The organism is Rhizobium sp. CC-YZS058, assembly GCF_034720595.1.
Classification (GTDB): Bacteria; Pseudomonadota; Alphaproteobacteria; order Rhizobiales; family Rhizobiaceae; genus Ferranicluibacter.
This window is the reverse complement of record NZ_JAYESJ010000001.1, coordinates 3,300,766-3,314,489: the sequence shown is the minus strand read 5'-3', so window position 1 is coordinate 3,314,489 and position 13,724 is coordinate 3,300,766. Positions and strand designations below refer to the sequence as shown.

The window sequence follows — 13,724 nt, the reverse complement described above, 5'->3', positions numbered from 1 at the left end:
GCCGCGGGCGCTCGCGGCAAAGTTTTGTTCCAGCTGGCCCCCTTGCCGGGCCGCGCGGAGGCGCGTTCGGAAGGGGGCGGACGTCCAAGGGGCTGCAACCCGCGTGCCCGTCGAGGCTATAGTGCTCGAAAGAGAGGCTGCGGGCGATTCGTCCTCGCGCCGCACAGCCGCCGTTCCTTTTCGATGACCTAACAGCCACCAGCTTTCCCGGACCTTGCCATGCCTCACATCCTCCTGACCGGCGCCACCGGGTTTGTCGGACGCCAGATCCACAAGCGGCTGGTCGCCAACGGCCATGCCGTCACGGCCATCCTGCGCCCGAACTCCGCCGGCCGGCTCGCCGCCCCGGTCGCAGGCAGCATCGAGACTCCGGATCTTTTTTCCGAGCCCGTTTCCTGGTGGCAGGCGGCTGCAGAGGGCATGTCGACGGTCATCCACGCCGCCTGGTTCGTCGAGCCGGGGCGCTATCTCGATGCGCCGGACAATCTCGCCTGTCTTGCCGGCACGCTGCGGCTGGCCGAGGGGGCGGAGGCCGCGGGCGTCGACCATGTCATCGGCGTCGGCACCTGTTTCGAATACCGGCTGCCGGGCGACCGTCTGAGCATCGACGCGCCCACCGGCCCGACCAGCCTCTATGCCGCCTGCAAGCTGTCGAGCTTCCTCACGCTCGAGGCCTTCTTCGCCAGCCGCCGGACGCGGTTTTCCTGGTGCCGGCTCTTCTACCTCTTCGGCGAAGGCGAGCATCCGCGCCGGCTGGTGCCCTATCTGCGCCAGCAGCTGGAACGCGGCGAGGTGGCGAAGCTTTCGGCGGGAACGCAAGTTCGCGACTTTCTCGATGTGGCTGCGGCCGGCGCGATGATCGCCGATGTGGTGGACACAGGTCAGCCTGGCGCAATCAATATCTGTTCTGGTGAGGCCGTGACGATCCGCCAGCTCGCGGAGCGTATCGCCGACGACTATGGCAGGCGCGACCTGCTGGAGTTCGGAACGGCGCCGCTCAACGCGACCGACCCGCCGGCGGTCGTCGGTCACTGCAACGCCCTTTCCAAAGGCTGATGGCCGCCGGAGACCTGCCGATGAAAGCTGAAATCAAGCCCCGCATCAATCTCGACGGGCGCACCGCGCTGGAAACGGTCATTCCGCTCGAAACGCCGTTCATCGTCTTCGTCGATCCGGCCAGCTCGTGCAATTTCAAATGCACCTTCTGCCCCACGGGGCACCGCGACATGATCGCCGAAACCGGCCGGTATCAGGGCGCGATGAAGTATGAGGTCTTCACCAAGGTGATCGACGACCTCGCCGCTTTCGACAAGCCGATCAAGGTCCTTCGCATGTACAAGGATGGCGAGCCGCTGCTCAACAAGCGCTTCGCCGACATGGTCGCCTATGCCAAGGCGAGCGGCCGGGTCGAATATATCGATACGACCACCAACGGCACCTTCATCACGCCCGAGCGCATGGCGCCGATTCTGGCCGCCGGCATCGACAAGATCAACATCTCCGTCGACGGCATGACGAAGGACCAGTATCTCCAGTTCACCGGCTTCAACTTCGATTTCCCGACCTTCGTCGAGAATGTGAAGTGGCTCTACGACAACAAGGGCCAGTGCGAAATCTCGATCAAGATCCCGGGCGAGCTGATCACCGAAGCGCAGAAGCAGGAATTCTTCGACACCTTCGGCGACTATGCCGACCGCATCTTCATCGAGAACTTCGCACCCTGCTGGCCGGAATTCGATATTGAGAAGCATACGGGCGTCAAGATCCAGACCGGCATCTACCAGCAGGAGATCGGCAACACCGATACCTGCCCCTATATCTTCTACGGCTGCTCGGTGAATGCCGATGGCCTCGTCTCCTCCTGCTTCCTCGATTGGGGCCGCAAGCTGATCATCGGCGATGTGCGCACCCAGTCGCTGAAGGAGATCTGGAACTCCGACACGATGAACGCGCTGCGCCTCCAGCATCTGGAAGGTCGCCGCTGCGAAAATCAGACCTGCGGCAATTGCGGCCAGCTGACCCATTGCCTGCCGGACAATATCGACCCCTATCGCGAAATGCTGCTCGAGCGCTTCCGCGCGGTCGTGCCGCTCAATCCCGCCGTCCGTGCCCCCGGCGGCATGCGGATCCCGGCGCCTATCGCGGCCGAATGAAGGTCCTGCACATCGCAGCGCATCTGGGCGGCGGCGTCGGCAAGGCGCATGCCGCCCTTTGTTCGTCGAGCGACCCGGCGATCGAGCGGCACTACTGCCTGCTCGAGCCTCCGCGCGACCGGCGTTTTGCCGATGAGATCGAGGCCAGCGGCGCGCGCATCACTGTCGCGCCGGATGCGGCCACCCTTCGCCGCGCGGCGGCGGCGGCGGATGTGGTGCAGATCGAGTGGTGGAACCACCCCCGTCTCTATGCCGCGCTGTGCGGGAGCGACCTACCGCCGCTGCGCAGCCTCGTCTGGTGCCATATTTCCGGGCTCTTTGCGCCCTTCGTCCCCGCGGCGCTTCTCGGCGCGGTCGATCGTTTCGTCTTCACCTCTCCCTGCTCGCTGCAGCAGGCCATGGTGGCGGAGCTCGGTGCAGAGGTCCGCGACCGGCTTCGCGTCATCGGCAGCGGCTTCGGGTTTCCCGTTCCACCATCGGTGCCGGCGGCCGAGCGCCATCCGCAGCGCATCACCTCGCTCGGCACGCTCGATTTCGCCAAGATGAGCCCGGCCTTTTTCGAGGTCGTGGATGCGCTGTCGCACCCGGTGGAGGTCACGCTCTGGGGCGGTGTAGACCCGGATGGGGCGGTCATCGCCGCCGCGCGGGCGATGCGCCACCCGGAGCGCATCGTCTTCAAGGGCCATACGGCCGATCCCGCCGCAAGCCTCGGCGAGGCCGGCATCTTTCTCTACCTCCTCCAGCCCCAACATTACGGCACGGGGGAAAACGGTCTCGTCGAGGCGATGTCGCTCGGCCTGGTGCCGCTCGCCTTCGACAATCCGGCCGAGCGCTGCATCATCGAGCCCGGCGTCAGCGGCTGGCTGGCCGCGAGCCCCGCCGAAGCCACGGCCCGTCTGGATGCCATGCTCGATGACGCGGCGGGCACGGCCGCCATGGGTGCGCGCGCCATGCAGGCCGCCGCGCGGCAGACGCCCGCAGCCTCGGCGGCAGCCTTTACGGCGCTCTATCGGGAGCTGATGCAGGTGGAGAAGCGCCGCATCGACTTCTCCCTCGTCCTCGGCAGGAGAGGCGCCGACTGGTTTCTCCAGACCCAGATGCGCGCGGGATGGGACGCCGCCGATCCGCGGCCGCTGCTCGCCCGCTTCTCGGGCGAGGGGGCGGAGGCCAAGGGCAGCCTTGCCCATTTCCGCGCCGCCCTGCCGGACGACCCCTCGCTTCGCGGCTGACACGCCATGAGAAAAGCCCCGCCGCGGGCTTGAGAGAGAAGAGACGGTAACGATCAGGCGACCGTTCCGCCGCAGATAAGGCCGACGGGCGCGATCATCGAGCGGACGATGCCGAAGAACTCGCGCGCATCGCGGGCACCGCCGATGAAGCGATCCACCATCAGCGCCTTGCCATGCAGGCCCCGGCGCCGATCCTGCGCCTTCGGCTCGCGGAATTCGGGCCTGAACAGCGGCGCCAGGTTGACATGGTCGAAGCGCTGCAGCGCCTCGAAATAGGCGTTGCCCTTCTGCACGAAGAGCGGCCGCTCGGTTTCCATCATCGCATCGATCATGCAGGCGCGCACGAAGTCCTGCGTGGCGGTGAAGGCGGTGCCGAACTCGCGCAGGCAGTGGAACTGCACTTCGGCGATCGCACCGGTCAGGCCAAGCGCGGCGGTGAAGGGGAAGCCCCAATTGGGATTGACGTCGGCGGCGGGCACATAGCCGCGCACGTTGATGGCCGAAAGCGGCCGCGCGCAGAAGGCCAGATTGTCCGCGAACAACAGAACCTTGGCCGCCCATTCATACTGCGGCACCAGTGTCTGCCAGTCGCTCGCCTCCGGCAGCGAGAGGATGCCCTCGACGATCGAGCGGCGAACGGCGCCGTGGTAAAGGCCGAACGGCATTTTCGGCACGTTCAGGCTGCCCTCCCAATAGAAGAAGGCCTTGAGCATGCCATCCTTCGAGAGGCGTTCGATCTGATAGTCGACGGGAATGGCCACGGGGCCGGCACGCGTCGGTTCATCCCGGCTGTCGATCTGGAAGATGTTCCAGCCAAGCGCGTCGATGTCGGGGACATTGGTTTTCAGGAAGCTGACGACCTTGGCAAGGTCGCTTTCCAGCGCATCGCCGGGTTTGACGAGCGTGACCCACTCGCCGCCACTCGCGGCGACCAGCGCGCGCCAGGCGGCCTGGGCGCCACGGCCTTCCGGCCAGGGAACGAAAGAGACGCGCGGATCGGCGGGGGCCTCGAGCGTGGCGCCGGGCGCAAGCGACACGAGAACCTCGATCTCCGCCTCGCGGTTCGCCAGGAGCGTGGCAAGCAGCGGCTCGGCGGCCGGATCGGCGGCTTCGACGGGAAGGCAGATGGAAAGCAGGGTCATCGGGATCTCCAAACCTTCGATCACTCGCCGCTGCGGAAGGATCGAAATGACGTCGGGCGGGCGCTGGCTGCCATGGTGCGGACACGGCCGCCGCGCAGCCACCCGACGATGCTGCAAGATCTAGAGCCACAATCTTTCGCGAGGCTGGTTTGCGCCGGCAAAACGTTAAACGCGTAAAATCGTCGTGATCGACTTAATCGTCCGCGAAAACCTGCTGCATTAGGGTTTGCTGGTCGCCGCGCTGCTTCATGCCGCCTCGGCGACCGACTGTCCCTCTCGCGCCGCAGGATCGTCCCGTTCTGCGGCGCTTTTTTTGCGCAGGCCGCGAGTCCTCGTGATTTGACTTTGGACCCGGTCGATGGTTCTTAGGCGCGCATTTCAAGCGGATGCAAGCGGGAGGCGAGGCCCCCGGCCTCCGCCAGGGCGGAAAAGGGCGAAACGCCGTGACGCGCGGATCAGGCAAGACGAGGTGGAGGGGCGAACCGGCACGGCTGGTGGCGCTTGTCTGGCTTGTTGCCGCCATGCTGGCGATGCCGATCGTCGCCTCCGCCCAACTCGTTGCGGCCAGGATCGCCTCCGAAGGCACGGCAAGCCGAGGCGCGGCGCCGGAAAACGGCGCAGCCGAGGTGGCGGCGCGCCAGGCGCTCAGGGCCGTTCCTGTCGCTGAGCTCCGGTTTCTTGCCGACCGTACGGATGCCAAGCCGCTGCCCGCCGGGCCCGATCCGTTTCTTCCCGCCACCGGTCTTCGCCTGGCACGCCTGCAGGGTGTTGCCCTTTCAAGCCCGCTTCCCTCTGCGGCCATTCGGGCGCACGAGGCTTCAACGCCGGAAGCACGGGCCCCGCCCGCCATCGGCTGACCCCTTTCTAGCGGCGGCGCGCCAAGCGCTGCCAGACGCCAAACTGGCAGGCTGCCCTCAAAAGGCATGGCCTGCGTACCTGGATCCATTCTCATGCGCACTTCGAAATGGGCCGTTCTGGCCTATGTCGCGATTACCCTGTTCGGGATTCTCGCGACACTCCCCAATGTCTTGACGGTCGAGCAGCGGCAGCGCTATGCCGCCTTCCTGCCCGTCCCCCCGGTCACCCTCGGCCTCGACCTGAAGGGCGGCTCGCATCTCGTTCTCGAGGTCGATGCGGCCGGCCTGCGTCAGGCGCGTCTCAACACCCTGCTCGACGAGCTGCGCGGCATTCTGCGCGGCGAGCGTGTGCCGGTGTCCTCGGCCCGCATCGCCGGCGATTCCATCGTCGTCACCATTGCCGATGCCGCCGTGCGCGACCGGGTTCGCCCGAAGGTGCAGGAGCTTGCCGCGCCGGCCAGCCCGCTCGGCTTCGGCACGGCCACCTCCGATATCGAGGTTACCGACGCCAACGAGGCGATCACCGTGCGCCTGACCGAGGCGGGCCTGAGCGAGCGCATGACCGCCGCCGTCGACCAGAGCCTCGAAATCATCCGCCGCCGCGTCGACCAGGTGGGCGTTGCCGAACCGCTGATCCAGCGCGTCGGCTCCGACCGCATTCTCGTCCAGCTTCCCGGCCTTCAGGATCCGACGCGGCTGCGCCAGCTGCTCGGCTCCACCGCGCAGATGAGCTTCCACATGGTCGACCAGACGGTCGATCCGAACGGCACGCCGCCGCGCGGCGTCGACATCCTGCCCGGCGCCAATGATCCCGGCAAATATGCCGTTGAGAGCCGCGTCGCCATTTCCGGCGAACGCCTGGCCGATGCCAAGGCCGGCTTCAACCAGCAGACCAACGAGCCGATCGTCTCCTTCTCCTTCGATGCGCAGGGCGCCCGGCAGTTCGCCGAAATCACCCGCGACAATGTCGGCAAGCCCTTCGCCATCGTTCTCGACGGCAAGGTCCTGACCGCGCCGGTCATCCGCGAGCCGATCATCGGCGGGCAGGGTCAGATCTCGGGCAATTTCACTGCCCAGGAAGCGACCGTGCTGTCGGCCCTGCTGCGCTCTGGCGCTCTGCCGGCACCGCTCACCATCATCGAAGAACGGTCCGTCGGCCCGAACCTCGGCTCGGACTCTATCCGCATGGGTGTCTATACCGGTCTTGCCGGCTTCCTCGCCGTCTGCCTGATGATGCTGGTGCTCTATACGTCCTGGGGCGTCATCGCCAATCTCGGCCTGCTGCTCCACACGATCCTGACGATCGCCGTGCTCGGCATGCTGGGCTCGACGCTGACGCTGCCCGGCATTGCCGGCATCATTCTTGGCATCGGCATGGCGGTAGATGCCAACATCCTCATCAATGCCCGAATCCGAGAAGAAACGGCAAACGGTGCCGGCGCCATGAAGGCGCTCGATGTCGGCTTCAACAAGGCCTATGCCACGATCGTCGATGGCAACGTCACGACGCTCGTCGGCACGCTGCTGCTCTTCCTGTTCGGCACCGGGCCAGTGCGCGGTTTCGCCATCACCATGATGATCGGCATCGTCATCTCCATGTTCACCTCGATCACCGTTGTGCGCCTGATGATGCAGCAGATGGTCGTGCGCCGGAAGATGAAGAAGATCGAGATTCATTCGATCTTCGGCAAGGTTCCGGCCCTGCCCAGCTTCTCCTTCATGCGTGGGCGCTTCGTCGCCATCGGCATGTCGGCCTTCCTGTCGATCAGCTCCGTCGTCCTGTTCTTCACCCCGGGCCTCAATTACGGCATCGACTTCGTCGGCGGCATCCAGGTGGAGGCGACCTCGCAGCAGCCCCTCAACCTGCCTGTCGTGCGCGAGCGGCTGGAGGGATTGAATCTCGGCGAAGTAGCGTTGCAGGATTTCGACCAGGGCAAGTCGGTTCTGGTGCGCGTCCAGCGCCAGCCGGGCGGCGAGGCCGAGCAGACGGTGGCGCTCAACGCCATCCGCGATGCCGTGGCGCAGGCCGTTCCGGGCGCCAGCTTCGAACGCACCGAAGTGGTGGGTCCGACGATTTCCACCGAGCTCGCCCGCTCCGGCTTCCTGGCCGTCGGGCTCGCCATGGTGGCGATCCTCTTCTACATCTGGTGGCGGTTCGAATGGCACTTCGCCATTGGCGCGATCGTGACGCTCATCCTCGACATTACTAAGATGATCGGCTTCTTCGCGCTGACGCAGATCGACTTCAACCTCACGGCCATCGCCGCGGTGCTGACGCTTATCGGCTATTCGGTCAACGACAAGGTCGTCGTCTATGACCGCATGCGCGAGAACCTGCGCAAGTACAAGTCGATGCCCTTCTCCGAGCTGATCGACATGTCGATCAACCAGGTGGTCATGCGATGCATCTTCACCTCGGTCGCCATCCTCGCCTCGCTGCTGCCGATGGCTATCTGGGGTGGTGATCCGGTCAAACCCTTTGCCTGGCCCATGGTGTTCGGCGTCATCGTCGCCACCACCTCGTCGATCTATATCGGCGGCCCGATCCTCCTCTTCCTCAGCCGCTGGTGGACCGAGCGCGAGGCGCAGCGCGCCCCGCAAGCGGGCCCCGGCCAGCCGGCCAAGGGTTGATCGAGCGGCCTCTCGCAGACAGGGTCGTCCTGCCTGCGAGGCGTTTCGGCACTGTCACCAAAATTTCATGGGGCGGCTCTCGGAGCCGCCCTTTTTTCGTCGCCGACTCTGCCTATATCGGGGCTCGAGATCGATGGAACAGCCAAGATCGCGATTCTGCTGTACTAGGATGAGTTTCCGCGGTGAAAGGCAGTTTGAGCATAATGCGCTTGATCATTCCCCGATCTTGAGAATCTAGGAATGAATTTGCGTAGAGATCGGTTTTGAAATTGACTCGATTGCTAGATTAGTCTAGCGTTCAGACATGCTGGGGGTCGTCCCCGGCCTTTGTCCACCTCCCCGCCCGCATCCTGCGTCGGGGCCTGAGCTGAAAGGAGAGTGCCATGTTCGACATTGCCGTGTTCGACCTTGCTCGTGCCGCCACTTTCTGTGGCTTTCGCCTTGCCGAGGATATGGGCTTTGCCCTTGGTGCTGCCGAGCTTTGGTGTCGGCCCGCCGGACCTGCATGCGAGATCTGTTCGCCGCCGCGAATGTGATCCGGACCAAACAGCAGACATTTCCAGGCAAGCCTATTGAGACAACCGTGCGTTTCAGCGCGGGGGAGAGACTGACATGAGCAAGCAAGTCATCGACTACAATGGAGAGCCGGTCGGCGTCGTCGTTCCCGATGCGGAATGGCTGAAGTTCGTCGCCGTCAAATATCAGGTCTGGGACCTCGATGCGCGCCGCTTCCGTACGGCCGCCGAAGCACGGGCTGCCGTCGAAGCGCATCTGGCGGCCGAACGCATTGCGCGCCCGCGCCCCGGTCTTGCGGCGTGAGTGCGATGGGGTCTGATTGAGCCCCCGCTTGCCAGCGCAGCCTGCGCTGGCATCATCACGCAGCTGTCACCTCCGATACAGAAGTTTCGCCACTTTTCAGCGTATGTTCATGTCCGCCGGCTTAGTCTTGTGCTAAAGCAGGTGGAATTCGCAGGGCTGGACCATTGCCGCCTGCGCGTCGTGAAAGAGCGGTCGGATGTTGACGAAAAAGGGAAAGTACGGGTTGAAGGCGCTGGTCGATCTGGCGCGTCTCGATCCGGGCGAGACGGCATTCATCACGGAAATTGCCACGCGCAACAACATTCCCAAGAAGTTCCTCGACGCCATCCTGCTCGAGCTGCGCAATGCCGGCGTGCTGAAGTCCAAGAAGGGCCCCGGCGGCGGCTACTCCCTGTCTCGTCCCGCCTCGCAGATCCGCATCGGTCATGTCATCCGCACGCTGGATGGTCCGCTCGCGCCGATTCGCTGCGCCAGCCGCACGGCCTATGAAATCTGCGACGATTGCAACGATCCGGACACCTGCGAGGTCCGTCGCTCCATGACCGTGGTGCGCGATGCGATGGCCGATATCCTCGACACGATGACGCTCGAGGATTTCGTCAACAATCCCGACATGACGCCCGCACGCCCGGCCACGCCGATCGAGGCCGGCTCGAAGGATCCGGTCGTCAAGCGCGTGATCTGAGTCACCGCTTCCGACGTGCGTGGCGCCTGCGGGCGCGGCGCCATTGATCTTTGCCGGCCTGCGCGGTAAGCCGCCCCTGCCATGGCGCGGACCTGTCCGCTTGTCCCGTTTTCGACGATGCCTGGCAGGAGCAGGGCTGCACGCCGCTGCGTCGCGTGGAGGATCATCAATGGCTGTGAGACAGATGGAAGACGGTGGCAGCGAGGCGGATCATGCGCTGGCCTCGATCGGCCGCTCGCTGGCAACGACGCTCGAGGGCGTCACCGCGCTGAACACGGCCTTTTCGACCGATCCCGTCCTGTCGCGCTCGCTGGCCGATGCCGTCGGCCTGATCGGGCAGGGCAAGGGGCGCGTCGTCGTGTCGGGTGTCGGCAAGAGCGGCCACATCGGCCGCAAGATTGCCGCTACGCTCGCGTCCACCGGCACCTCCGCCTATTTCGTCCACCCGACCGAGGCGAGCCATGGCGATCTCGGCATGATCACCTCCGACGATCTGTTGATCCTCTTGTCCTGGTCGGGCGAAACGGTGGAGCTCGGCAACATGCTGACCTACGCCCAGCGCTTCAAGGTGCCGGTCGTGTCCATTACCTCGAATGCCGAAAGCCTGATCGCGCGCAATTCCACCATCGCGCTCGTTCTGCCGCGCGTGGCCGAGTCTTGCCCCCATGGGCTGGCGCCCACCACTTCGGCGCTGCTGCAACTGGCCGTCGGCGATGCGCTGGCGATCGCGCTTCTGGAACGGCGGGGCTTCTCCGCCATGGACTTCAAGACCTTCCATCCCGGCGGCAAGCTCGGGGCGCAGCTGACGCTGGCCGAAGAGCTTGCGCATTCCGGTTCGGCGCTTCCCCTGCTGCCGCTCGGCAGCCGGATGGGCGAGGCGGTGATCGAGATGTCGGCCAAGGGATTCGGCGTCGTTGGCATCGTCGATGGCGACGGCCGGCTTGCCGGGATCATCACCGACGGCGACCTGCGCCGCCACATGTCCGGCGCCCTCCTGGAAACGGCGGTCGAGGATGTCATGTCGCGCAAGCCGCGCGTCATTCCGCCCAGGATGCTGGCGAGTGCCGCCATGCAGACCATGCAGGCGCAGAAGGTAACCGTGCTCTTCGTGATCGACGAAACCGGTCGTCCGACCGGCATCCTCCACATTCACGATCTTCTAAGGGCGGGTGTCGCCTGACGCTCGTCAGGTGCTGCGCTTGACCGGCCGCTTGCGCGGCGGCGGATCGACATAGGCGCCGGGCTCGTTCATCGTCCGCGACAGGAGCCGCTCTGCAATCGCCGTTGCGCCGGCATCCGTCCCGGCTGCGGAGTAGAAATTGCCGCGCACCTGGATCGCCGCCGCCATCAGCCGCAGAAAGGCCGAGCAGAGAGCGGCATCCGGCGCCATCGGATGCTGCCAGAACCGGTCGAGCGGCTGCTGGTCGGTCAGCCGGGCGATGTCGAAGACGGCCGCGCCCAGAACCTTGACCGGTTTGCGCTGCTGCAGCGCGTGCAGCCCCACGGTCGAGTTGACCGTGACGATCCCGGCAGAACGGGCAATCAGCCGGTTCAGGTCGCCACCGTCGAGGAAGACGATGCGGTCGCCGGCGCCGCTGCGCTCGGCACGCCGCCGCACCTCGCCCGCCCAGTCAATCAAGCCGTTGTCGAGCGGATGGATCTTGACGACCAGCCGCGCCCGCTGGTCCGCATGCGCGGCAAAGGAGGCGATGATCTCCTCGATCGCCTCGCGCTGATCGCGATAGGGGGAGTGGGCGCGCAGCTGGAAATCGGTCTGCAGCTGCAGGGGATAGATGAAGAGCGGCGCGTCCTCCGCGTCCAGGCGCGCGACAAGCATGTCCGCCGCGCGCTTCGCCCGCCGCTCGCCGGCGAGCCGCCGCAGCCAGCCGGCATATTCGATCAGCGGATGGGTGATCGCATGCCGGCGGTAATGCGGATAAAGGAACCAGAGAAACGCGTTCGGCAGATTGTAGAGCAGATCATAGCAGGCCTCTGCCAGAAAGGTCTGGCTGTAGCGGCGCGTCCAGTCCGGCTCCGGAAGCCCGTCTGCTGCGGCGAGAATTCGGTCCGGGTCGTTGGGAAAATGCGAGTTGGAGGACATGCCGTCGCGTTCGAGCGTCAGCCAGTCGGGTCGCAAATAGCCCATCTCGATCACCGCGATCGCAATGCCCTGCCGCTTTGCCACGCTGCAGGCGGTGCGGTGGTAGGGGCGCTCCTCGCCGAGCAGGATCAGGTCGGTGACCGCCTCGCGCCGGAGGAAGGCATCGATATAGGCGTCCCAAGCTTCCGGACGTCCCCGATAATCGTGCCCGCCGCCCCGGCGCCAGAAGATCCGGTCGCCGAGATTGAGATTGATCCGCAGGCAGCGATGACCCTGCGCCTCCAGCCGGTCGGCGATTTTCATGAAGATGGGCGAGGAGGGGCCTTCGAGAAACAGGAAGGTCCGATGCCCCGCCGCCCTCTCAGCGGTCAGGGTCGGCCTCATGGGTCACATCCTTGTGGATATTCGCGTGTTTCAGCGTGGCGCGCAGCAGATTCCAGGGCGCCTCGTTGCGGGGGAAGCCCGGGGCCTGTTTGGCGTTGCGCGCCGTGGCGAGCGGCACGATGAAATAGTCCGTGCGCGGATCGGGGAAGGGATCGGCGAAGGATTTGAGCAGCGGCGCGTGATCGCCGTAAAACACCAGCCAGACCGGCCGATCGAGACCGTTCAGATGGTCGACCAGCTGGCCGAGCGCCTTGTCCGATTGCTGCAGGATTTCCAGATAGATGCCGACCGGATCCCTGACCCCCGGCACGCGGCCTGGCTCCCAGGGGCCGTGATTGGCCATGGAGGCGACGAAGACGAAGCTGCCGGCCGAATCCGTCTGCGTGTCGATGATCTCGATCACCTTCTTCGTCAGCGCGGCATCGGACACGTAGGGGCCATCGCGCGAGGGATTGTGCTCGAACTTGTCGAGCATGGTCATCTCCTCGAAGCCCAGCAGCGGCATGGCCTTGTGGCGCAGGAAGAAGGTGCGGTCATAGGGGTGGACGAAATGGGTGGTGAAGCCGGCCTTCTTGAGCTTGGTCGGCCAGACGAGGTCGGTATAGTGCCGGGCGCGCAGATAGGGGTAGCTTGCATCCACATGCAGGTCGTCCGGCTCCAGCCCGCTCAGGACCGCGAATTCCGTGCGCAGCGTGTAGCCGCCCTCGAAGATCGTCGACAGACGGCCCCATTGGGTCGCCATGCGTTGCAGCCGGTCGATGGTCGGCAGGCGGATCGTATCGACGCCGTAATGGCGCATGTCGAGGAAGGATTCCGACTGCCAGACGAGCACCAGCGGCGCCTTGTTGTCGGCGTCGTGGCCGATCAGCTCGTTGACGGCGGCGAAGAAGGCCTCCTGCATCCCCGCCACCACCTTCTCGCGGCGCACGCCGAGCCAGAGGATGAAGTGGAAAATGACGGAGACGAAAGTGCCGAAGCGAACGGTGGAAACCTTGGCGTTGGGCTTGCCCACCAGCCGGCCGACCAGCGCCGCAATGGGCCGGTTCACGGGGCCCCAGAACAATGCGATCCAGGGCAGATCGGCACAGAGCACGAGCACGACGATCCAGAACAGCTTCGAATGGCTGGCATTGCCGGGCAGAATGCTCGGCTCGAAGATCATGTAGAGCGCAGAGACGCCGAAGACGTAGAGGAAGGCGATGATCCAGAAGACGATGTTCAGCGAATTCGCATAGAAGATCGACTTGTATTTGAAGACGTCGGCAACCAGCGCGATATCGGAAAAGACCAGCGGTTCGCGAATGAACTTGTACTTGGCGCGCGAGATGGCCGTGAAGATGATGAAAAAGCTCATACAGCCCGCCGCGGCATAGAGCGGGCGCCAGGAGATGGCGAAGAAGAGGGTAAAGATCAGCGCGATCACCGGCAGCCGCGCCACGACATCGCGGACGATGCCGAGCGGGCCGCGCCCCGGCGGCGTATGCACCCGCCGTTCGCGGGCAGGCAGGGCGAACTTGTCGGTCAGCACGATGACCGTGGCCGCCAGCACGAAACAGGCAAGGGTCAGCAAACGCGGATAATCGTGGAGTTCAAGCGAGATCGTCGCCAACGCATACCCTCATGGTCGCATCCAAAAATCCGGTCGGCCGGATCTTCGGCGGGTCGAAACCTGTGTCTGCCGCTTAAAGGGCGGTCGTCGCCCGCCTGTGGTCCGGCCTCCACC

At 65.1% G+C, this 13,724-nt stretch carries 11 protein-coding genes and 1 pseudogene; 9 read left to right on the top strand and 3 right to left on the bottom strand.

The window, feature by feature from the left end; all coding sequences use genetic code 11:
* Positions 1-219: 219 nt before the first annotated feature.
* Genes U8330_RS15870 through U8330_RS15860 form a run of 3 tightly spaced genes read left to right on the top strand, consistent with a single transcriptional unit; the run spans position 220 to position 3,382 of the window.
* Entirely contained in the window at positions 220-1,056 is an 837-nt protein-coding gene (locus U8330_RS15870; RefSeq protein ID WP_323106218.1) for an NAD(P)-dependent oxidoreductase, read from the top strand.
* Positions 1,057-1,076: 20 nt separating this feature from the next.
* Positions 1,077-2,153, top strand: coding sequence for a radical SAM protein (locus U8330_RS15865; protein ID WP_323106217.1), 1,077 nt, complete (start codon positions 1,077-1,079; stop codon positions 2,151-2,153).
* Positions 2,150-3,382 carry a glycosyltransferase gene (locus U8330_RS15860; protein ID WP_323106216.1) on the top strand — a complete coding sequence of 411 codons (1,233 nt, stop codon included), beginning with the start codon at positions 2,150-2,152 and terminating at the stop codon, positions 3,380-3,382. The genes U8330_RS15865 and U8330_RS15860 overlap by 4 nt, the downstream gene beginning before the upstream one ends.
* 53 nt (positions 3,383-3,435) lie before the next feature.
* Here the strand turns inward: U8330_RS15860 and U8330_RS15855 are convergent, their stop codons facing one another.
* Entirely contained in the window at positions 3,436-4,524 is a 1,089-nt protein-coding gene (locus tag U8330_RS15855) for a hypothetical protein (protein WP_323106215.1), read from the bottom strand.
* A gap of 443 nt (positions 4,525-4,967) precedes the next feature.
* Between U8330_RS15855 and U8330_RS15850 the strand changes: the two genes are divergently transcribed.
* The 6 genes from U8330_RS15850 (at position 4,968) to U8330_RS15825 (ending at position 10,696) form a co-directional block, all read left to right on the top strand.
* Positions 4,968-5,381 carry a hypothetical protein gene (locus U8330_RS15850; protein ID WP_323106214.1) on the top strand — a complete coding sequence of 138 codons (414 nt, stop codon included), beginning with the start codon at positions 4,968-4,970 and terminating at the stop codon, positions 5,379-5,381.
* 93 nt (positions 5,382-5,474) lie between these two features.
* Positions 5,475-8,012 (top strand): protein translocase subunit SecD, encoded by a 2,538-nt coding sequence (gene secD, locus U8330_RS15845; protein WP_323106213.1) that lies wholly within the window; start codon positions 5,475-5,477, stop codon positions 8,010-8,012.
* A 383-nt stretch (positions 8,013-8,395) separates the two neighbouring features.
* Positions 8,396-8,548, top strand: a complete 153-nt coding sequence (locus U8330_RS15840) for a hypothetical protein (RefSeq protein ID WP_323106212.1) — start codon at positions 8,396-8,398, stop codon at positions 8,546-8,548.
* A gap of 76 nt (positions 8,549-8,624) precedes the next feature.
* Positions 8,625-8,831 carry a hypothetical protein gene (locus tag U8330_RS15835; protein WP_323106211.1) on the top strand — a complete coding sequence of 69 codons (207 nt, stop codon included), beginning with the start codon at positions 8,625-8,627 and terminating at the stop codon, positions 8,829-8,831.
* Between the two features lie 196 nt (positions 8,832-9,027).
* Positions 9,028-9,516: an Rrf2 family transcriptional regulator gene (locus U8330_RS15830; RefSeq protein WP_323106210.1), complete on the top strand. Its 489-nt coding sequence runs from the start codon at positions 9,028-9,030 to the stop codon at positions 9,514-9,516.
* Between the two features lie 169 nt (positions 9,517-9,685).
* Positions 9,686-10,696, top strand: a complete 1,011-nt coding sequence (locus U8330_RS15825) for a KpsF/GutQ family sugar-phosphate isomerase (RefSeq protein ID WP_323106209.1) — start codon at positions 9,686-9,688, stop codon at positions 10,694-10,696.
* Here the strand turns inward: U8330_RS15825 and U8330_RS15820 are convergent.
* Together U8330_RS15820 and U8330_RS15815 are read right to left on the bottom strand one after the other, a co-directional pair.
* Positions 10,666-11,989, bottom strand: a pseudogene (locus U8330_RS15820) (capsule biosynthesis protein). The gene U8330_RS15825 and the pseudogene U8330_RS15820 sit on opposite strands and share 31 nt — an antisense overlap.
* Positions 11,979-13,610 (bottom strand): LTA synthase family protein, encoded by a 1,632-nt coding sequence (locus U8330_RS15815; RefSeq protein WP_323106207.1) that lies wholly within the window; start codon positions 13,608-13,610, stop codon positions 11,979-11,981. Before U8330_RS15815 ends, U8330_RS15820 begins: the two are co-directional and overlap by 11 nt.
* Positions 13,611-13,724 lie beyond the last annotated feature (114 nt).